20 protein-coding genes are annotated in these 20,123 nt (G+C 68.2%); 16 read left to right on the forward strand and 4 right to left on the reverse strand.

The window, feature by feature from the left end; genetic code table 11:
* Positions 1 to 93 precede the first annotated feature (93 nt).
* The 3 genes from mptB (at position 94) to I7X18_RS15635 (ending at position 3,663) form a co-directional block, all read left to right on the forward strand.
* Positions 94 to 1,833 (forward strand): polyprenol phosphomannose-dependent alpha 1,6 mannosyltransferase MptB, encoded by a 1,740-nt coding sequence (mptB, locus tag I7X18_RS15625; RefSeq protein WP_193042990.1) that lies wholly within the window; start codon positions 94 to 96, stop codon positions 1,831 to 1,833.
* A complete protein-coding gene (locus tag I7X18_RS15630) occupies positions 1,830 to 2,795 on the forward strand; it encodes an ABC transporter ATP-binding protein (RefSeq protein ID WP_232375253.1) in 966 nt (321 codons plus the stop codon). Before mptB ends, I7X18_RS15630 begins: the two co-directional genes overlap by 4 nt.
* A 91-nt stretch (positions 2,796 to 2,886) precedes the next feature.
* Positions 2,887 to 3,663, forward strand: coding sequence for an ABC transporter permease (locus I7X18_RS15635; protein ID WP_193042991.1), 777 nt, complete (start codon positions 2,887 to 2,889; stop codon positions 3,661 to 3,663).
* On the opposite strand, the gene I7X18_RS15640 is transcribed toward I7X18_RS15635, so the two are convergent.
* Positions 3,631 to 4,260 (reverse strand): hypothetical protein, encoded by a 630-nt coding sequence (locus tag I7X18_RS15640; RefSeq protein ID WP_193042992.1) that lies wholly within the window; start codon positions 4,258 to 4,260, stop codon positions 3,631 to 3,633. The genes I7X18_RS15635 and I7X18_RS15640 overlap by 33 nt on opposite strands.
* A gap of 83 nt (positions 4,261 to 4,343) precedes the next feature.
* Between I7X18_RS15640 and I7X18_RS15645 the strand changes: the two genes are divergently transcribed.
* The 4 genes from I7X18_RS15645 (at position 4,344) to arfB (ending at position 8,260) form a co-directional block, all read left to right on the forward strand.
* Positions 4,344 to 4,913, forward strand: coding sequence for a TetR/AcrR family transcriptional regulator (locus I7X18_RS15645; protein WP_193042993.1), 570 nt, complete (start codon positions 4,344 to 4,346; stop codon positions 4,911 to 4,913).
* 49 nt (positions 4,914 to 4,962) lie between these two features.
* Positions 4,963 to 6,003: a COX15/CtaA family protein gene (locus tag I7X18_RS15650; RefSeq protein WP_193042994.1), complete on the forward strand. Its 1,041-nt coding sequence runs from the start codon at positions 4,963 to 4,965 to the stop codon at positions 6,001 to 6,003.
* Between the two features lie 846 nt (positions 6,004 to 6,849).
* The gene (locus I7X18_RS15655; RefSeq protein WP_193042995.1) at positions 6,850 to 7,824 is read left to right on the forward strand and encodes a quinone oxidoreductase family protein; all 975 of its coding nucleotides are present in this window, start codon (positions 6,850 to 6,852) and stop codon (positions 7,822 to 7,824) included.
* A 4-nt stretch (positions 7,825 to 7,828) separates the two neighbouring features.
* Positions 7,829 to 8,260, forward strand: coding sequence for an alternative ribosome rescue aminoacyl-tRNA hydrolase ArfB (gene arfB / locus I7X18_RS15660; RefSeq protein ID WP_193042996.1), 432 nt, complete (start codon positions 7,829 to 7,831; stop codon positions 8,258 to 8,260).
* Positions 8,261 to 8,579: 319 nt separating this feature from the next.
* On the opposite strand, the gene I7X18_RS15665 is transcribed toward arfB, so the two are convergent.
* Complete coding sequence (locus I7X18_RS15665) at positions 8,580 to 9,509, reverse strand: heme o synthase (protein ID WP_193042997.1); 930 nt, start codon at positions 9,507 to 9,509, stop codon at positions 8,580 to 8,582.
* A 275-nt stretch (positions 9,510 to 9,784) separates the two neighbouring features.
* On the opposite strand from I7X18_RS15665, the gene tkt reads away from it, so the two are divergent.
* Genes tkt through I7X18_RS15695 form a run of 6 tightly spaced genes read left to right on the forward strand, consistent with a single transcriptional unit; the run spans position 9,785 to position 16,594 of the window.
* Positions 9,785 to 11,875, forward strand: a complete 2,091-nt coding sequence (gene tkt, locus I7X18_RS15670) for a transketolase (protein WP_193042998.1) — start codon at positions 9,785 to 9,787, stop codon at positions 11,873 to 11,875.
* A gap of 26 nt (positions 11,876 to 11,901) precedes the next feature.
* Positions 11,902 to 13,020: a transaldolase gene (gene tal, locus I7X18_RS15675; RefSeq protein WP_193042999.1), complete on the forward strand. Its 1,119-nt coding sequence runs from the start codon at positions 11,902 to 11,904 to the stop codon at positions 13,018 to 13,020.
* A 7-nt stretch (positions 13,021 to 13,027) separates the two neighbouring features.
* On the forward strand, positions 13,028 to 14,572 hold the full coding sequence (gene zwf, locus I7X18_RS15680) for a glucose-6-phosphate dehydrogenase (protein WP_193043000.1): 1,545 nt from the start codon (positions 13,028 to 13,030) through the stop codon (positions 14,570 to 14,572).
* Positions 14,573 to 14,574: 2 nt separating this feature from the next.
* On the forward strand, positions 14,575 to 15,486 hold the full coding sequence (gene opcA, locus I7X18_RS15685) for a glucose-6-phosphate dehydrogenase assembly protein OpcA (RefSeq protein ID WP_193043001.1): 912 nt from the start codon (positions 14,575 to 14,577) through the stop codon (positions 15,484 to 15,486).
* Positions 15,483 to 16,220 carry a 6-phosphogluconolactonase gene (gene pgl / locus I7X18_RS15690; protein ID WP_193043002.1) on the forward strand — a complete coding sequence of 246 codons (738 nt, stop codon included), beginning with the start codon at positions 15,483 to 15,485 and terminating at the stop codon, positions 16,218 to 16,220. The genes opcA and pgl overlap by 4 nt, the downstream gene beginning before the upstream one ends.
* Positions 16,221 to 16,222: 2 nt before the next feature.
* A complete protein-coding gene (locus I7X18_RS15695) occupies positions 16,223 to 16,594 on the forward strand; it encodes an ATPase (RefSeq protein ID WP_193043003.1) in 372 nt (123 codons plus the stop codon).
* 223 nt (positions 16,595 to 16,817) lie between these two features.
* On the opposite strand, the gene I7X18_RS15700 is transcribed toward I7X18_RS15695, so the two are convergent.
* The gene (locus I7X18_RS15700; protein WP_193043004.1) at positions 16,818 to 17,348 is read right to left on the reverse strand and encodes a nuclear transport factor 2 family protein; all 531 of its coding nucleotides are present in this window, start codon (positions 17,346 to 17,348) and stop codon (positions 16,818 to 16,820) included.
* Between the two features lie 82 nt (positions 17,349 to 17,430).
* On the opposite strand from I7X18_RS15700, the gene I7X18_RS30115 reads away from it, so the two are divergent.
* The gene (locus I7X18_RS30115) at positions 17,431 to 17,724 is read left to right on the forward strand and encodes an ArsR/SmtB family transcription factor (RefSeq protein ID WP_226862624.1); all 294 of its coding nucleotides are present in this window, start codon (positions 17,431 to 17,433) and stop codon (positions 17,722 to 17,724) included.
* Positions 17,725 to 17,843: 119 nt separating this feature from the next.
* Here I7X18_RS30115 and I7X18_RS15710 read toward each other — a convergent pair whose 3' ends face one another.
* On the reverse strand, positions 17,844 to 18,266 hold the full coding sequence (locus I7X18_RS15710; protein ID WP_193043006.1) for an RrF2 family transcriptional regulator: 423 nt from the start codon (positions 18,264 to 18,266) through the stop codon (positions 17,844 to 17,846).
* An 83-nt stretch (positions 18,267 to 18,349) separates the two neighbouring features.
* Between I7X18_RS15710 and I7X18_RS15715 the strand changes: the two genes are divergently transcribed.
* Together I7X18_RS15715 and I7X18_RS15720 are read left to right on the forward strand one after the other, a co-directional pair.
* The gene (locus I7X18_RS15715) at positions 18,350 to 19,210 is read left to right on the forward strand and encodes an SDR family oxidoreductase (RefSeq protein WP_193043007.1); all 861 of its coding nucleotides are present in this window, start codon (positions 18,350 to 18,352) and stop codon (positions 19,208 to 19,210) included.
* Positions 19,211 to 19,277: 67 nt separating this feature from the next.
* The gene (locus I7X18_RS15720; protein WP_193043008.1) at positions 19,278 to 20,066 is read left to right on the forward strand and encodes an MBL fold metallo-hydrolase; all 789 of its coding nucleotides are present in this window, start codon (positions 19,278 to 19,280) and stop codon (positions 20,064 to 20,066) included.
* Positions 20,067 to 20,123: the final 57 nt, after the last annotated feature.

A 20,123-nucleotide genomic window follows, 5' to 3' on the forward strand; every position in this document is an offset into this window, starting at 1 on the left:
CACCATTGTGACGGAATTCCCCAGACGGTTCCACCAAGGTCACCCTTACTGGAGCGTGATTGTGCCCATAGGCCTGGCGGCTAGTCTGCTCGAATGGCTCGTTTCGCCGGGCGGCTGCAGTCCTTCAGTTCCTCGATCGCCCGCTGGCACGGCGACGAGCGAACCGTCGGCTCACCGCTCACCGAGGCCGATCTGGTCGCATTGCGCAGAACGCGGCTGTTCGGGGCCACCGGCACGGTGCTGATGGCGATCGGCGCGCTCGGGGCCGGGGCGCGGCCCGTGGTCCAGGACCCGACCTTCGGCGTCCGGTTGCTCAACCTGCCGTCCCGCATCCAGACCGTCTCCCTGACGATGACGACCACCGGCGCGGTGATGATGGCCCTGGCCTGGCTGATGCTGGGCCGATTCGCCCTCGGCAGCCGCCGCATGTCGCGCAGCCAGGTCGACCGCACCCTACTGCTGTGGGCGATACCGCTGCTCATCGCGCCCCCGATGTACAGCAAAGACGTCTACTCCTATCTGGCCCAGAGCGAGATCTCGCTGCAGGGCCTCGACCCGTACAAGGTCGGCCCCGCCACCGGGCTCGGACTCGACCACGTGTTCACGCTGTCGGTGCCCAGCCTGTGGCGCGAGACGCCCGCGCCCTACGGACCGCTGTTCCTGTGGATCGGGCAGACCATCTCCTCCATCACCGGCGAGAACATCGTCTGGGCGGTGCTGTTCCACCGCTTGATCGTGCTACTCGGCGTCGGCCTCATCGTCTGGGCCACCCCGCGACTGGCCCGCCGCTGCGGCGTCGCGGAGGTCAGCGCGGTGTGGCTGGGGCCCTGCAACCCCCTGCTGTTCATGCATCTGGTCGCCGGCATCCACAACGAGGCGCTGATGCTCGGCCTGATGCTGGCGGGCACCGAATTCGCCCTGCGCGGCGTCGACGCCTCCCGACCGCTCGTCCCGCGACCGTTGCACTGGCCGTCGGGACGCCCGCAATGGGCGCGCTGGTACCCGATGGCGATGCTGCTCGCCGGCACCGTGCTGATCGCGATGTCGTCCCAGGTGAAGCTTCCGTCGTTGCTGGCGCTCGGCTTCGTCGCGATGGCGCTGGCCTGCCGGTGGGGCGGCACGGTCAAGGCGTTCTTCATCGCCGGCGGTTCGCTGACCGCGGTCGCGGTGGCGGTGATGGCGCTCATCGGCTGGGCCAGCGGGCTGGGGTTCGGCTGGCTGTTCACCCTCGGCACCGCCAACGTGGTGCGCAGCTGGATGTCCCCGCCGACGCTGATCGCGCTGGGCACCGGTCAGGTCGGCATCCTGTTGGGACTCGGCGACCACACCACCGCGATCCTCGCGCTCACCCGAGCCATCGGCGTCAGCATCATCGCCGTACTGGTCAGCGGTCTACTGCTGGCGGTGCTGCGCGGACGGCTGCATCCGGTCGGCGGTCTTGGCGTCGCGCTGGGTGCGACGGTGCTGCTCTTCCCCGTCGTGCAGCCCTGGTACCTGCTGTGGGCGATCATCCCGCTCGCGACCTGGGCCACCCGTCCTGGCTTCCGCGGCGCGACCATCGCGCTCACCCTGATCGTCGGCATCTTCGGGCCCACCGCCAACGGCGACCGCTTCGCCCTGTTCCAGATCGTGATGGCGACACTGGCCAGCTTGGTCATCGTCGCTGCGCTGATGGCGCTGACGTGGCGGCGACTGCCCTGGCAACCGCTGCCCGAGGGTGACCCGCCGGCCATGCCGGGAATCCCTGCCCCGTCTCCTGAACCCGCCGAATCCGGTCCACGACCACCGCAACCACGGTCGGCCGCGCCGGGCGCATACGCTGATTCCCCGTGACCACCGGACCCGAAGCCGTCGGCTCTGCGCGCGAGCGCTCGTCCGCTCAGCCTGTGCGGCTGCGCGGGGTGACCAAGCGCTACGGGTCGACGACGGCGGTCGACGGGCTCGACCTCGACGTGCACCGCGCAGAAGTGCTGGCACTGCTGGGACCCAACGGCGCGGGCAAGACGACGACCGTCGAGATGTGCGAAGGGTTCCTGCGCCCCGATTCGGGCAGCATCGAGATCCTCGGCATGGACCCGGCGGCCCACAACACCCGCGTGCGCGAGCGCATCGGCGTCATGTTGCAGGGCGGCGGAGGCTATCCGGCGGCCCGGGCCGGCGAGATGCTGAACCTCGTCGCCGCCTACGCCGCCAATCCGCTCGACCCGCAGTGGCTCCTCGACACCCTCGGGCTGACCGACGTCGCGCGCACCACCTACCGCAGACTCTCCGGCGGCCAGCAGCAGCGGCTGGCGCTGGCCTGCGCGGTCGTCGGCCGTCCCGAGCTGGTGTTCCTCGACGAGCCGACGGCCGGGATGGATGCGCACGCCCGCATCGTCGTCTGGGAGCTGATCGACGCGCTGCGCCGCGACGGGGTCACCATCGTGCTGACCACCCACCAGCTGACCGAGGCCGAACAACTGGCCGACCGGCTGGTGATCATCGACCGCGGGGTCGCGGTGGCCACCGGAACGCCTACCGAGTTGATGCGCAGCGGCGCGGAGAACCAGCTGCGGTTCAGCGCGCCACCCAAGCTGGATCTATCGCTGCTGATGACTGCGTTGCCGGAGAGCTACCGCGCCACCGAGGGGTCACCGGGCGAATACCTCGTCGAGGGTCACGTCGACCCGCAGGTGCTGGCCACAGTGACGGCCTGGTGCGCTCGGCTCGACGTGCTGGCGACCGACATGCGCGTCGAGCAGCGCAGCCTCGAAGACGTGTTCTTGGACCTGACCGGCCGGGAGTTACGGAAATGACGCGGGCGAGGCGGTCACCGAGACTGCGCACAGATCGTCGCCGCGGCCGGAATCGTGATCTCACCGCGGTCTCGACGAAGGGCGGGCGATCGTGACGACCAACCAGTTCGCACCGGGCACCTTCACGCCCGACCCGCGGCCCGCCGCCGTGCCGAAGATGCTGGCCGCCCAGTTCGGCCTCGAACTGCGGCTGCTGCTGCGCAACGGTGAACAGCTGCTGCTGACGATGTTCATCCCGATCACCCTGCTCGTCGGCCTGGTCCTGTTGCCGCTGGGCGACTTCGGCGACGACCGGGCGGGCACCTTCGTACCCGCGATCATGGCGCTCGCGGTGATATCGACGGCGTTCACCGGCCAGGCCATCGCGGTGGCGTTCGACCGTCGCTACGGCGCGCTCAAACGGCTCGGCGCGACCGCGCTCCCGGTCTGGGGCATCATCGCCGGCAAGTCGCTGGCCGTGGTGGCGGTGGTCTTCCTGCAGTCGATCCTGTTGGGCGCCATCGGTCTTGCGCTCGGCTGGCGTCCCGAGGTGGTCGGGTTACTCCTGGGCGGGGTGATCATCGCGCTGGGCACCGCGGGTTTCGCGGCGCTGGGCCTGCTACTCGGCGGCACGCTGCGCGCCGAGATCGTGCTGGCGGTCGCCAACCTGCTGTGGTTCATCTTCGCGGGGCTGGGCGCGCTGACGCTCGAGGGTCAGGCCGTGCCCGGCCCTCTCGCATGGGCCGCGCGGCTCACCCCGTCGGGTGCGCTGACCGAGGCGTTGACCCGGGCGATGACGCTGTCGGTCGACTGGCTGGGGCTGGCCGTGCTCGCTGTCTGGGGTGGCGTGGCGGCACTATGTGCGCTGCGCTGGTTCCGCTTCACCTGAGACCAGCGCCGGCAGCAGATACTCCAGCTGACCGACCTCTTCGATGTTGTGCCGCACCCACGCGCGCAGCTTGTCGTCGGGAAAGTGCCGCGACACCAGCCGGTTGACGGGTGTGAGCAGCGCCGAGCGTGCGCCGAGATCCATCACCGTCACGTAGTGCGCCCCGTCCGCCCCGGCCGACCACGTGTGCTCGAGCTGGAAGAACACCGCGCCCGCCACCCTTTTCACCAGCCGGATGCCCGTCTCGTCGAGTTTCTCGACCCGCGCCACCTCGTCGATCGTGAACTCGGGCCGTCCGCCGAACGCCTCCACCATCCGGAACCGTGCCCCGTCGGCCGCGCCGCCGCCGGGCGCCGGCCGCGCGAGTTCCCATCGGATGTGGTCGATCGGGTGCCAGGCGAGGTAGCGGTGGATCACCTCGCCGCCGTAGGTCATCGTCTCGCCGAGGTGGGTGAACCAGTCGAGGAGCATCGCGGGCGTCACACCGGCGAGCGGTCGATGGTCGATGGTCACGCGCCGGCGGTGCCGCGGCGCGGCGATGATGTGCACCGCGGCGGTGTCGACCGAACGCAGCGGATACAGCACGGGACGGGCCATGGCCTACCTCCGAGATACGGTTTCGTTTCTTGAACCGTAGAAGCCCGCGATAGGATACGCAAGCGTCTCTTAGAGGAGGTCCCATGGCCCGGCGACACGGTGCAGAACTCGACACCGCCATCCGCACCGCCGTGCTGAGCCTGCTTGCCGAGCGCGGGCCCGGCGGCGTGACGATGGAATCCGTCGCCGCGGCGGCGCGCACCAGCAAGCCGGTCCTGTACCGGCGGTGGCCCGACCGCGCGAGCCTGCTGCGGGACACGCTGATGCGGATCGCGACGACGGCCATTCCGCACGAGGACACCGGCAGCTTCCGCGGCGACATGCTGGCGGTGCTGCGCGGGTGGGCCGCACTGTTCACCGGACCCGAAGCCGCGGTGCTGAAGGCCGCCGTCGCGGCCGCCGCCCACGACCAGGAGCTGACGGCCGCCTTCCGCGACGACGTCATCGGCTGGCGGAAGCGCGAGATGGCCGCTCTGCTGCAGCGCGGCGTCGACCGCGGTGACGTACGACCGGACGTTCCGGTGGAGATCGCCCGCGAACTCGGCCAGAGCGTGCTGTGGCACCGGCTGCTGATCACCGGCGATCCGATCACCGACGACCTGGTGGTCCGCCTGGTCGACGACGTGCTCGTACCGTTCGTCGCACCGCGGTGACGGCCGGGCCTACTACGAGGCGTAGTTAGGGCTGCTCTACCATCGATTCGTGCCCGTCAGACGACTCTTCCTGCGGCTGGTCGACCTGCTGCCGCTGCCCAGTCTGCGGGTCCAGCGCGCGATCGCGTTCGCGGTCATCCTGACCCAGGGCGGCATCTCGGTCACCGGTGCGATCGTCCGCGTCACCGCATCCGGGCTGGGTTGCCCCACCTGGCCGCAGTGCTTCCCGGGCAGCTTCACCCCCGTGCCGCACGCCGAGGTCCCCGGCATCCACCAGGCCGTCGAGTTCGGGAACCGCCTCATCACGTTCCTGGTGGTGCTGACCGCCGCGGCCGCCGTACTGGCCGTCACGCGCGCCCGGCGCCGTCGGGAAGTCCTCGTCTACGCGTGGTTGATGCCCGCGTCGACAGTGGCGCAGGCGGTGATCGGCGGCATCACGGTGCTGACCGGACTGCTGTGGTGGACGGTCGCGATCCACCTGCTGGTCTCCATGGCCATGGTGTGGCTGTCGGTGCTGCTCTTCGTGAAGATCGGCGAACCCGACCCGGCGGGCGGGGGCAGCGCTCCGGTACGGACGGTGCCGAAACCGTTGCGCCAGTTGACCTTCTTGAGTGCCGTGGCTCTATCCGCCATCCTGGTGACCGGCACCCTGGTGACCGGCGCCGGCCCGCACGCCGGCGACAAGAGCATCGAGGAACCCGTGCCGCGCCTCCAGGTCGAGATCACCACCCTGGTGCACCTGCACTCATCTCTGCTCGTGGCCTACCTGTCGCTGCTCATCGCGCTCGGCTTCGGCCTGCTCGCGGTGCGGGCGCCGCGGCCGGTGATGATCCGGCTGTACGTCCTGGTCGCGGTCGTCGTCGCGCAGGGCTTGGTCGGCGCCATTCAGTTCCTCAACGACGTACCCGCCGCGCTCGTCGCGGTGCACGTGGCCGGCGCGGCCGCCTGCACGGCGGCCACCGCGGCGCTATGGGCGTCGATGCGACAGCGGACCGAGCCCGAGGCGCTCGAGCGCGACCTCGACGGCGACGGCGAAGTCGCGCTGGCGGTCCGCACGCGTGGCGGCGTCGACTTGCCGCCAACCCAGTGACGGTTCCACCAGTTCCACTTCGAGCACCTGCGCATCGTCGCGGTCGCCGATGACGTCGACGCGGGCGTAGAGGAACTCGGCGGCGGTGATCCCGAGCGTCGCCGCGGCCGCCCGCAGCGCGGCGTGCCCGACATCCCACAGTTCGAAATCCGGCTCTGCGGGCGTGAGCATCTCCACGGCGTAGGTACCCGACTCGTCGAATACGGGCGGACCGTCCGGTGGCAGGATCGCGGCCTTGGTGAACGCGTGCGACTGCTCACCGCCGAGGAACACCAGCGCGGTCTCCCCGTACTCCACCCGCGCGTCGTAGGGCTGCACGAGCACCGCGCGCCCCTGCGCCTGCAGGTCTGCCGCGTGTCCGGCCGCCGCTTCGGCGTCGGTGAACCGCTGCGCTCCGGCCGAACCCCCACCGACGGCGGGTTTGACCACGACCTCACCGGCGGGCACGGCGACGGCGTCCCCCGCGGCGAAATAGTGGGTCGGCACCGTCGGCACCCCGTGGCGCGCCAGATCCACGAGGTAGCGCTTGTCGGTGTTCCACGCCACCACCGCCGGGTCGTTGAGCAGGTGGCGCACCCGCCGCGTCCATGCCAGGAATTCGTCGAGGCGCTCGATGTAGTCCCATGTCGCACGCAGGATCACCACGTCCGCGTCCAGGGTCCCCGGGTCGTCCCAGGGCAGCCAACGGGCGTGCAGACCCCGGCCGCGCAGGGCGTCGACCAGCCCGTCGTCGTCGCCGTCACCCTGCGGCAACGCCGGGCAGGCGGCCAGCACGATGCGCGGATGGAACACGTCGGGACGCGCGAGCCTCACCCGGGTCATGCTAAGCGGTGGATGATGGTTCGCATGTACGCCATCGAAGTCTCCGAAACCGGCGGTCCGGAAGTCCTCAACCACGTCGAGAGGGCGCAACCCGCCCCCGGCCCGGGTCAGGTCCTGATCAGGGCCGAGGCCATCGGCGTCAACTTCATCGACACCTACTTCAGGTCGGGTCTCTATCCCCGTGAGGTGCCGTTCGTCGTCGGCACCGAGGTGTGCGGGACCATCGAGGCCATCGGCGACGACGTCGCGGCGTTGCGGGTCGGGGATCGGGTGGTCACCGACAAGGCGGTGGGTGCCTACGCCGAATACACCTTGGCCCCAGCAGATTTCGTGGCCTACGTACCCGACGGGGTGGCTCCCGCGGTCGCCGCCTCCGCACTGCTGAAGGGGATGACCGCCCACTACCTGATCAAGTCGACCTATCCGGTCGCCCAGGGTGACACGGTTCTGCTGCACGCGGGCGCCGGCGGGGTCGGCCTGATCCTCACCCAGTGGGTGACAAGCATGGCCGCCAAGGTCATCACGACGGTGTCCACGCCGGAGAAGGCCGAACTCTCCCGCCGGGCCGGGGCCATCGAGGTGCTCGACTACCCGGACGACCCACAGGAATTCGGCGCGAAGATCCGAGAATTGACCGGCGGCAACGGCGTCGCCGCTGTCTACGACGGGGTGGGTGCCGCGACGTTCGACGCCAGCCTGGCCAGTCTCGCGGTGCGCGGCACGCTGGCGCTCTTCGGCGCCGCGAGCGGACCCGTCCCGCCGGTCGACCCGCAGCGGCTCAACACCGCCGGCTCGGTGTTCCTGACCCGCCCCAACCTGGCGCACCACACCCGCACCCCCGACGAATTCTCCTGGCGTGCAGGCGAAGTGCTCGACGCCATCGCCAAGGGTACGTTCGCGGTGACCGTCAGCGAGCACTATCCCCTCGGCGAGGCCGAGCGGGCACATCGTGATCTTCAGGGCCGTAAGACGGTCGGCTCGGTGGTGCTGGTGCCGTGACGGCGTGACGCGAGACCTCGTCGTGACACCGACGTTCGTCGTGCCCGCATCGGAGTTGAGCGAACGCTTCTCCAGGTCCTCGGGCCCGGGCGGCCAGGGCGTCAACACCACCGACAGCAGGGTCGAGCTGTCCTTCGACGTGGGGCGAGCACCGTCGGTGCCGCCACACCTGCGTCATCGCATGCTCTGCCGGCTGCGCGGTCGGCTCACCGCAGGGGTGCTCACGGTGACGGCCAGTGAGCATCGCGCACAACTGCAGAACCGCACGGCGGCCCGCGAACGGATGGCCCGCCTGCTGCGCGAGGCCGCGGCCCCTCCCTCGCCTGCGCGCCGGCCGACCCGGCCCACCAGGGGGTCGAAGGAACGCCGGATCACCGCGAAGAAGCAACGGGGCCAGACCAAGCAGGGTCGCCGCACCGGATGGGACCCGAGCTAGCCGAACAGCGTCGCGCAGACGCCCGCCGGGATCAGAGCCAGGTAGCCGACACGCTGTCGTCGCCGTCGGTCGACCGGTACACCGTCGCCCCCGCTTCTTCGGCGATGAGCGCCCCCGCAGCCCAGTAGTGGCCGCGAGGTCGGCTTCCACGAACGCATGCAGACTGCCGTGGGCGACCAGGCACAGGTCCACAGCCGCGGCGCCGAACCGGCGCACGTCGATGTGGTCGGCCAGCAGGGCGCCGAGGTCGCCGGGAGCTGAAGCGGCAGCACCGACCGCTGCGCCGGTGACCTCAGCTGCGCACCTGTCTGGGCGGCGGTCAGCTCAGCAGCGTCGGCAGCGCCAGCACCGAATCGACTGCCAGCGCGCAGAACACCACGGCCAGATAGTTGTTCGACTGCAGGAACAGCCGCAGCGGCTTGACCGGCTCGCCGCGCTTGACGCCGCTGTAGAGCTGGTGGGCCATCACCAGGAACCAGGTGCCCGCGAGCAGCGCCACCACGGCGTAGAGCCAGCCGGTGGCCAACGCCAGCACGAGCGTTGTGAGCACGGTCAGCCAGGTGTAGATCAGGATCTGGCGGGTCACCTGGCGCTCGGTGGCCACCGCGGGCAGCATCGGCACACCCGCCGCTTTGTAGTCGTCCTTGTACCGCATCGCCAGCGCCCAGGTGTGCGGCGGTGTCCAGAAGAAGATGATCGCGAACATCACCAGCGCTGGCCACTGGACCGTGCCGGTGACCGCAGACCAGCCGATCATCACCGGCATGCATCCGGCCGCCCCACCCCACACCACGTTCTGGGAGGTGCGGCGCTTGAGCAGCAGGGTGTAGACGAAGACGTAGAACGCGATGGTCGCCACGGCCAGCAGGCCGGACAGCAGGTTACTGGTGGCCCACAGCCAGAAGAACGATCCGACCGACAGTACGAGCCCGAAGATCAGGGCGTTGCGGGTGGGGACGGTCGCGCGCGCCAGCGGACGGCGCGCGGTCCGCTTCATCATCTTGTCGATATCGGCGTCGGCGACGCAGTTGAGCGTGTTCGCGCCCGCCGCGGCCAGCATTCCGCCGATGAGGGTGTTGAGAATCAGCAGCGGTTCGACCGTGCCGCGATCGGCCAGCAGCATCGCCGGAATGGCGGTGACCAGCAGCAACTCGATCACACGTGGTTTGGTCAGCGCCAGATATGCCAACACCGTGGTGCGGATGCGAGACGGCGCCCCATGGCTGAGGTGGCGCTCGCGAATGCTCACGCAGTCAACTCCTCATCGTTGGCGGTGGTCGTCCGATGTTGATGGTCTTCCGCTTGGTGATGGTCACAGCCGCCGCGCAACATCTACTACAGACGATGGTAGACCGCTGGAGACCCTGCGGATGACCGCAGGGTCGATTCCGCGTTGATACCGTAACGGGACGACTAATTCCGCCCGCATGCAGCATGCGGGGGCCCGCCGGTGAGCACTAGTGTTGGAGCTGCGGTCCGGATGGTTGTGTGCGGCCGCTGACCGAACATCACCAAGGAGCGCCAGTGACCACCGTCGACGAGATCGCGACGCTGACCGAACCCCACCACCCCGACGACTGGACCGAGTTGGACTCGACCGCGGTCGACACCGTCCGGGTGCTGGCGGCGGATGCGGTGCAGAAGGTCGGCAACGGCCACCCCGGGACCGCGATGAGCCTGGCGCCGCTGGCGTACACGCTGTTCCAGCGGCAGATGCGCCACGACCCGAGCGACGTGCACTGGCTGGGCCGGGACCGCTTCATCCTGTCCTGCGGACATTCCAGCCTGACGCTCTACATCCAGCTCTACCTGGGTGGCTTCGGGCTCGAACTCGGCGACATCGAGTCGCTGCGGACCTTCAAGTCGAAGACCCCGGGCCACCCGGAGTTCCGCCACACCAAGGGCGTGGAGATCACCACCGGGCCGCTCGGCCAGGGTCTGGCCTCGGCGGTTGGCATGGCGATGGCGGCCCGCTACGAGCGGGGGCTCTTCGATCCCGACGCCGCCCCGGGCACCAGCCCGTTCGACCACTTCATCTACGTGATCGCCTCCGACGGTGACATCGAGGAGGGCATCACCAGCGAGGCGAGCTCGCTGGCGGGCACCCAGCAGCTCGGCAACCTGATCGTGTTCTACGACCAGAACCAGATCTCCATCGAGCACGACACGAACATCGCGCTGTCGGAGAACGTCGCCGATCGTTACCGCGCCTACGGCTGGCACGTCCAGGAAGTCGAGGGCGGCGAGAACGTCACCGGTATCGAGCAGGCGATCGAAGAGGCCAAGAAGGTCACCGACAAGCCGTCGTTCATCGCGCTGCGCACGATCATCGGCTATCCGGCCCCCACCAAGATGAACACCGGCGGCGTGCACGGTTCGGCGCTCGGCGACGACGAGGTGGCCGCCACCAAGAAGATCCTGGGCTTCGACCCGGACAAGACGTTCGAGGTGCGCGACGAGGTCATCGAGCACACCCGCAAGCTGGTGGACCGTGGCCGCGAGGCGCACGAGAAGTGGCAGCCCGAGTTCGACGCCTGGGCCGAGCGCGAACCCGAGCGCAAGAAGCTGCTCGACCGGCTGACCGCCGAAGAGCTGCCCGACGGCTGGGACGCCGACATCACCTACTGGGAGCCGGGTAGCAAGGCAGTGGCCACCCGCGCCGCATTCGGTCAGGTGCTCAACGACGTCGCCCCTAAGCTCCCCGAATTGTGGGGTGGCTCAGCCGACCTCGCGGGTAGCAACAACACCACCATCAAGGGCGTCAACTCTTTCGGTCCCCCGTCGATCTCCACCGAGGACTTCACCGCCGACTGGTACGGGCGGGTGCTGCACTTCGGCATCCGCGAGCACGCGATGGGCTCGATCCTGTCGGGCATCGTGCTGCACGGACCGACCCGCGCCTTCGGCGGTACGTTCCTGCAGTTCTCCGACTACATGCGGCCCGCGGTGCGGTTGGCGTCGCTGATGGACATCGACACCATCTACATCTGGACCCACGATTCGATCGGCCTCGGCGAGGACGGCCCCACCCATCAGCCGATCGAACACCTGGCGGCGCTGCGGGCGATCCCGAATCTGTCGGTGGTCCGGCCCGGCGACCCCAACGAGACGGCGTACGCGTGGCGCAGCATCATCGCCCGCGGCAACGGCAGCGGTCCGGTCGGGTTCATCCTGACCCGTCAGGGCATCCCGGTGCTGGAGGGCACCGACTCCGACGGCGTCGCTCGCGGCGGTTACGTCCTCGGCGGCGGTGACGCGACGGGGGCCGACGTGATCCTCATCGGCACCGGCTCCGAGCTGCAGCTCGCGGTGGAGGCGAAGAAGCTCCTCGCAGAGAAGGACATCACCGCGGCGGTGGTGTCGATGCCGTGTGTGGAGTGGTTCGAATCGCAGCCGCGGGAGTACCGCGACAGCGTGCTGCCGCCCAACGTCTCCGCCCGGGTCGCCGTGGAGGCCGCCGTCGCCCAGAGTTGGTACAAGCTCGTCGGCGACACCGGCGAGATCATCTCCATCGAGCACTACGGGGAGTCCGCCGACGACAAGACGTTGTTCCGCGAGTTCGGCTTCACGGCCGAAGCCGTCGCCGCCGCAGCGGAGCGATCAATCGCAAACTGACTGGAAACCCTCTGAAAGGCAAGACCATGTCGCAGAACGAGAACTTGGCCGCACTAGCGGCCGCCGGTGTGTCCGTATGGCTAGACGATCTGTCCCGTGAGCGTCTGCAGACCGGCAATCTGCAGAACCTCATTGACACCCGCAGCGTCGTCGGGGTCACCACCAACCCGTCGATCTTCCAGGCCGCGCTGTCGAAGGGCGATGCGTACGACGCGCAGGTGAAGGAACTCGCCGAGCGCGGTGCCGACGTCGACGCCACCATCCGCACCGTCACCACCGACGACGTGCGCAACGCGTGCGACGTGCTCGCCAAGCAGTACGAACAGTCCGGCGGCGTCGACGGTCGGGTGTCGATCGAGGTCGACCCGCGGCTGGCCCGCGACGCGGACAAGACGATCCTGCAGGCCATCGAACTGTGGAAGATCGTCGACCGGCCCAACGTACTGATCAAGATCCCCGCGATGAAGGAAGGTATTCCGGCCATCACCGCCGTGCTCGCGGAGGGCATTTCGGTCAACGTAACGCTGATCTTCTCCGTCGAACGCCACCGCGCGGTCATGGACGCTTACCTCGAGGGGCTGGAGAAGGCCAAGGAGGCCGGCCACGACCTGTCCAAGATCCATTCGGTTGCCTCGTTCTTCGTCTCCCGTGTGGACACCGAGATCGACAGCCGGCTGGAGAAGATCGGCTCCGAGGAGGCGCTGGCGCTGCGCGGGCAGGCCGGTGTGGCCAACGCCCGACTGGCCTACGCCGCCTACGAAGAGGTGTTCGTCGGCGGATCACGCTTCAAACCGCTCGAGGAGGCCGGGGCCCGGGTGCAGCGGCCGCTGTGGGCGTCGACCGGGGTGAAGAACCCCGACTACTCCGACACCCTCTACGTCACCGAACTGGTCGCACCGAACACGGTGAACACGATGCCGGAGAAGACGCTCGAGGCCGTCGCCGACCACGGCGTGATCACCGGCGACACGGTGACCGGGAAGGCCGCCGAATCGCAGGAGGTCTTCGACAAGCTCGAGGCGGTGGGAATCGACCTCACCGACGTGTTCCTGGCCCTCGAGAACGAAGGCGTGGAGAAGTTCGACAAGTCGTGGCAGGAGCTGCTCGAGGCGACACAGGGGCAGCTCGACGAGAAGAAGTCCTGAGCCGGATATGAGCGAAGGTGACGCCGCCACGGAGTGGCGCAATCCGCTGCGGGACAAGCGCGACAAGCGAATGCCCCGGATCGCCGGGCCGTGCAGCGTGGTCATCTTCGGCGTGACCGGCGATCTGGCCCGCAAAAAGCTGATGCCGGCCATCTACGACCTCGCCAACCGCGGGATGTTGCCGCCGACCTTCGCGCTCGTCGGATTCGCCCGGCGGGACTGGGTCGACGAGGACTTCTCCCAAGTCGTCCACGACGCGGTGAAGCAGCACGCCCGCACCCCCTTTCGCCAGGAGGTGTGGGACAGGCTGTCCGAGGGGATCCGGTTCGTTCAGGGCACGTTCGACGACGAGAAGGCGTTCGAGCAGCTAGCGGAAACGCTCAACAAGCTCGACGCGGAACGCGGGACCGGCGGCAATCACGCCTTCTACCTGTCCATCCCGCCGAAAGCATTCCCGCAGGTGCTCGAGCAGCTGTCGAGTACGGGCCTGGCCAAGAAGGCGGACGGCCACTGGAGCCGCGTTGTCATCGAGAAGCCGTTCGGTCACGACCTGAAGAGCGCCGAAGAGCTCAACGGCATCGTCAACAACGTCTTCCCGGAGTCGTCGGTCTTCCGGATCGATCACTACCTCGGTAAGGAGACCGTCCAGAACATCCTCGCCCTGCGGTTCGCCAACGAGCTCTTCGAGCCGGTGTGGAATTCGCACTACGTGGACAGCGTGCAGATCACGATGGCCGAGGACATCGGGCTCGGCGGGCGCGGCGGCTATTACGACGGCGTCGGCGCCGCACGCGACGTCATCCAGAACCACCTGCTGCAGCTGTTGGCTCTCACCGCCATGGAGGAGCCCGTCAGCTTCTCCCCCGACGAGTTGCAGGCGGAGAAGATCAAGGTGCTCTCGGCCAGCAGGCTCGCCGAGCCGCTTGACCAGACCACGTCGCGCGGTCAGTACACGGCGGGGTGGCAGGGCGGCGAGCGGGTCGTCGGGCTCTTGGAGGAGGAGGGCTTCTCGAAGACCTCCGTCACCGAGACGTTCGCGGCGATCACCGTGGACGTCGACACGCGCCGCTGGGCCGGCGTCCCGTTCTACTTGCGTACCGGAAAGCGCCTGGGCCGCAGGGTCACCGAGATCGCACTGATCTTCAAGCGGGCGCCACATCTTCCGTTTGACGCCACCATGACCGAGGAGCTCGGACAGAACGCGTTGGTGATCCGCGTGCAACCCGACGAGGGCATCACGCTGCGGTTCGGATCGAAGGTTCCGGGCAACCAGATGGAGGTCCGCGATGTCAGCATGGACTTCTCGTATGGATCTGCGTTCGCCGAGGAGTCGCCCGAGGCCTACGAGCGGCTGATCCTCGACGTCCTGCTCGGCGAGCCGTCGTTGTTCCCGGTGAACGAAGAGGTCGAATTGTCCTGGAGGATCCTGGATCCCGCGCTGGACTACTGGGCGTCCCATGGCAAACCCGACCCCTATGAGTCCGGCGACTGGGGACCCGATTCGGCGTTCGAGATGCTGCGGCGGACCGGACGAGAGTGGAGGCGTCCGTAACCATGATCATCGATCTGCCCGACACCAGCACCGGAACCATCAACAAGAAGATCCAGGCGCTGCGCGAAGAGGGCGGCGCGATCACCCTCGGCCGCGTCCTCACCCTCGTCATCGCACCGAACACCGAGGCCGTCCTCGAGGAGTCCATCGACGCGGCCAACGCGGCAAGCCGCGAACATCCGTGTCGCGTCATCGTTGCCGCCCCCGGCGATCGGCGCGCAGAGAAGGCTCGATTGGACGCCCAACTTCGGGTCGGCAGCGATGCCGGCGCCAACGAGGTCGTGGTGCTACGCCTGTCGGGGCCGCTCGCCAATCACGCCAGCAGCGTGGTGACGCCGTTCCTGCTGCCCGACACGCCCGTGGTGACCTGGTGGCCGGATGTCGCACCCCAGGTCCCCGCGCAGGATCCGTTGGGCAGGTTGGCGATTCGGCGGATCACAGATGCCACCAACGGCGCCGATCCGCTGGCGTCGATCAAAGGCAGGTTGACGGGTTACACCCCGGGAGACACCGACCTGGCCTGGAGCCGGATCACCTATTGGCGAGCGCTGCTCACCGCGGCGGTGGATCAGGCACCCCACGAGAAGATCAACTCGGCGCTGGTGTCCGGCCTGGAGACCGAGCCCGCGCTGGACGTCCTGGCGGGCTGGCTGGCCAGTCGCATAGACGGTCCGGTGCAACGCACCGTCGGCGAACTCAAGGTCGAACTGGTTCGGGACAGCGAGACCATCACCCTGAGCCGGCCGCAGGACGGCATCACCGCGAAGATCACCCGAACCGCCAAGCCGGAGGCGCTGATTCCATTGGCGCGCAGGGAGACTCGCGAATGCCTGGCCGAGGACATGCGTAGGTTGGATGCCGACGAGATCTACTTCGAGGCGCTGCAGGGTATCGAGAAGGTGCAATACGTATGACGGCTTCGATCAAGCGCTATCCGGACGGCGATGCCCTCGTCGCAGCGGTCGGCGACCGACTGGCCGACGAGATCGTCTCCGCCATCGACGTGCGCGGCCGGGCCGACATCGTGCTGACCGGTGGCGGCACCGGGATCAAGCTGCTGGCGCGCGTGGGAACCCACGACGACCGCATCGACTGGTCGAAGGTGCATCTGTTCTTCGGCGACGAGCGGTACGTGCCCGAGGGAGACGACGAGCGCAACGACAAGCAGACCCGCGAAGCCCTCCTGGACCGCGTCGACATCCCGACCGCGAACGTGCACGCGATGCCCGCGGCCGACGGTGAGTTCGGAGACGACCTCGACGCCGCCGCGCTGGCCTACGAGCAGGTGCTGGCGGCGCAGGCCGAAGGCGGGGAACCCACTCCGGTGTTCGACGTGCACTTGCTCGGCATGGGACCGGAGGGGCACGTCAACTCGTTGTTCCCGCATACGCCCGCGGTCCGCGAGACAGCCCGGATGGTGGTCGGCGTGCCGGACTCCCCCAAACCGCCGCCCCAGCGGATCACGTTGACGCTGCCCGCGATTGCGCGTTCCCGCGAGGTGTGGCTGGTGGTGTCGGGTGAGGGTAAGGCCGAGGCGGTCGCCGCCGCGGTCGGCGGCGCCGCACCCGACGACTGGCCCGCCGCGGGCGCCGTCGGGCGTGAGGCGACGGTGTGGTTCCTCGACGAGGACGCGGCTTCTAAGCTCTGATCATGGTGGACAGAGGCGGTCGCGGCACGCGTACGGGCACCGAGCGCATCCGGAAGCTCGCACAGGCGGCGCTCAACGCCGACATGACGGTCGAGCAGGTCGACACCATCCTCGAGGGGCTCGGCGACACGCTGGAGGACCTCAACAAGTCGATGGCCAACCTCGATGTCACCCTCGATCGGTTCAACGAGACCATGAACCAGATCAACGCGCTGGCACCACGCCTCGACGCGGTCGTGGACCGCATGGAAGGCGTGGTCAGCCGCGTCGAGCGCCTCGTCGGCATGGGCGAGGCGGTGCTCGGCCCGCTGGCCGCGACGGAGAAGACGGTGCGGGGCGCGTTGAACGTGGTGCGCCGCAGCACGGGCCTTTAGCTTCGGAGTTTCACCAATTGGGCGGTGACACAGGCTGCTGATGCACGAAGTGCCTGTCCCGCTTGCAAACAGGGATGCGACGTCCGAAGTTGATCCGAGCGGGAAGGCACTCGTTGGTGTCCTCAGCTGGTGGGGTTCTGCTGCGTCAGGCGTGGCGGGCCGCTCTCGACGGTGACGGCGCACCGCGCGACGGTGCCCAGGTCGCCTTCAAAGCGGAAGGGAGCTAGCTGGTAGGGGTCTGTTCAAGCCGAGAAAGCATCGGAGGCGTCTGAACGACGGGGAAGGTCTGCATAAACAGATCCTCGACCCGGCGGAAGGAAATCCTCCACCCCTCGGCGGTGCGAATCCAGTCGTCATGCCAATAGCCAACGGCGAGGGTGTTGCTCGACCCATCTCTGCTGGCGTGCATATGAAGGTGTGGTGAAACTGAGTGGGCGACGTCGCCATCGATCGTGACGGTCGCGTGCCCTTCGATATGCAGCCATGCGTTGAAGCTGAGCCCAAGCCCCTCGGTTCCACCCACGAGGCCTTCGCCGCGCATGAGTTCGCAGTACTCGTCCAGCTCAAATATTCCCGCCCCTGCATCGGTGGCGTCAATCTTGGCATCGTGGGCAAAAAGCTTGCCCCACTCTGCCATTACGTTGCCATCGCCACTGTCCGCCTGGTGCCGATCCTGCCCTAAACCGTACAACGCCACTTTGTCCTGTATTTCAATCCGATCGAGCAGGTACTGCATCTGCGGATCCAGCGTCATATCACTTCCCTATTCCACACTTCCAATAAATTGGAAATGCTAGCGTGAGCGCATGACGAGAGTCCAGCGGACTTCAACGCCGATGCCTCTGCCGAGTGTGGACAGAATTTTCGCTGCCCTCGGAGACCAAAGCCGACTGGCGATCGTTCACTTGTTACTCGACGGCCACCTACGGACCGCCGGCGACATAGCGGCGCACTTATCGTTGCCGACGTCGACTTGCTCCTATCATCTGTCCAAGTTGCTCAACTCTGGCCTCACGGTTTGCAAAGCCGATGGCGCCTACCGATTCCCGGTACTTCGCCGCGAAGAGTTGAACGAAGACTTCCCTGGCCTTCTCGACCTCATCGCCAGGTTCGGCATCCCCAACAGCTGACGGCAGCTCGCCATCGACTGGTTGCGGTGCGGATGAGGGATAGGTCAAGAATTTACTCGCCTAGTCGTTGAGTCTTGGCGGGATCGGGTCGTGTTTTGACAGCGCCACCCGATCCGGTTCTAAGTTCCGCCTTGGTTCAGGATGTCGTGCACGGTGTGTTTCTCGAGTTCGGTGGTGACGGCGTCGGCGACGGCGTGATCCAGTGTGGTGAGCGATGTTTGGACGTTGCGACCGACCGCGCACGCGGGGTTGGGTCCGTGCAGACCCAGTATCGGGTCGGTGCCTTGCAGTAGCCGCCAGATCTGGGCGAGGGTGATGTCGTTGGCGTCGGTGGCCAGTTCCCACCCTCCGCTTGGGCCTGGGCGCGAGCACACCAGCCCGGCGGCGCGCAGGGGGCCGAGGACTCGGCGCACGTAGACGGGGTTGACGTTGGTGCTGCGGGAGAGTTCCTCGGAACTGACGGGGCGGCCCGGGGCGATGCCGGCGAGGTAGGTCAGCACGTGCACGGCGACCGCGAATTGAGTGTTCGTCGAGCGCGCCATGCGACCCATCTTGCCATACCGCAACCAGCGTGGTTACGATTTCGATAATTCGTAGTTATGATGAGTGCAAATTGGGAGTGGGAATGACGATCGCCATCAGCGGGGCCTCGGGCGCCCTGGGACGCGCCACCGCCGAGCTGCTGCTGCGAACGGTCGACCCGCGCGAAATCGTCCTTAGCACCCGTCGCCCGCAGGTGCTGGCCGACTTCGCCGCTCGCGGTGCTCAGGTGCGGCGGGTCGACTTCGCCGAGCCGGACACCCTGCCCACCGCCTTCGCCGGGGTGGAGCGGCTGCTACTGATCTCCACCGACGCGATCGGATCGCGCCTGGATCAGCACCGCGCCGCCATCGCGGCTGCCGCCGATGCCGGAGTGGGCCACGTCGTGTACACCTCGGTTCCCGAGCCGGTTGCGGCCAACCCTGCGCTGGTGGTCCCCGATCACGCCGGGACCGAAGCGGCGCTGCGCGAGAGCAGCATGCGGTGGACGATGCTGCGCAACAACCTCTACGCACACATGCAGGTGCCAGGCATCGAATCGGCGGCGGCCTCGGGTCAACTGATCAGCAACAGCGGGGGCGGCGGCGCCGCCTACATCACCCGGGAGGACTGCGCCGCGGTCGCCGCGGCGGTCCTCACTCAGGACGGGCACGAAGGCCGGGTCTATGACGTCACCGGACCCGAGGCCATCGCCGCCGCGGATCTGGTCGCCCTCGCGTCCGAGATCGGTGGGCGCGACGTGGAACTGCTCAGCGTCGAGGACGCCGCCTTCCTGGCCGGGTTGCGGGCAGCCGGGATGCCCGCGGAGGTTGCGGAGCTGGTGACCTCGTTCGGCGCGGCTACGCGCGGTGGATACCTGGCCACGGTCAACTCCGTGGTCACCGACCTCACCGGGCACCCGCCACGAGTGTTCGACACCGTCGTTCGGGCCGCGCTGGCGCCCTGACCGCTGCTCCCCCGACGCCCGCTGTCACCCCACACGACGACACTGCATGTGGAAGGGATGGATCCCCTTGAAGATTCGACGTCTCGGCTGGGCCGGGATCGAAGTCATCAGCGCAAATGGCTCGTCGCTGGTCGTGGACTACATCCACGACTTCGCGCTGCTGACCGCGACACAACCCCACGGCGTCTACGCCGCGCACGGTCAACCCGCCATCGCGGCACTGGTCACCCACCTGCACGAAGACCACACCGACATCGGTGCGGTCGTGTCCGCGGTAGGCCCCACCGGGCTGCTCCTGCGTCCCCCACCGTTGGCCGCCACCGCCGAGGAGGCGGCGTTCACCGAGCCCCGAGAAGCCGATCTCGCCGACAGCACGTTGCAGGTCCGCGCCGTCGCCGACTGGGAGCGCGTGGAGGTGGCGCCGTTCACGGTCACCGCGGTCCCCGCCGTCGACGGTCTGGGCGACCCCCAGGTGAACTGGGTCATCGAGGCCGATGGTCACCGCATCTTCCACGGCGGGGACACCGTGTTCCACGGGTACTGGTGGCTGATCGCCCAGCGTGCCGGACCGATCGACGTGGCCGTGCTGCCGATCAACGGGCCTACGGTCCGGGCGCCGCACCTACTCCCCCCCAGCACGGTGCCCGCGGTGATGACACCCGAACAAGCCGTGCAGGCCGCGGTGATCCTGCACGCGACCACCGTGGTGCCCATTCACTTCGGCGTGCACCAGCCGCCCGTCTACGTCGAGCAGGACGATGCCTTGCACCGGCTCGCCGCTGCCGCCGACGGGTCGGGGCTCACCGTGGTGACGTTGGCTCCCGGGGAGAGCACCGACGTGCCGACGGCGTCCTGACCCCGGGGCCGTCGAACCGCCACGGATCGCGGCAACCCTGTCCTCGACGGAGGCAAC

The organism is Mycolicibacterium baixiangningiae, from assembly GCF_016313185.1.
GTDB lineage: Bacteria > Actinomycetota > Actinomycetes > Mycobacteriales > Mycobacteriaceae > Mycobacterium > Mycobacterium baixiangningiae.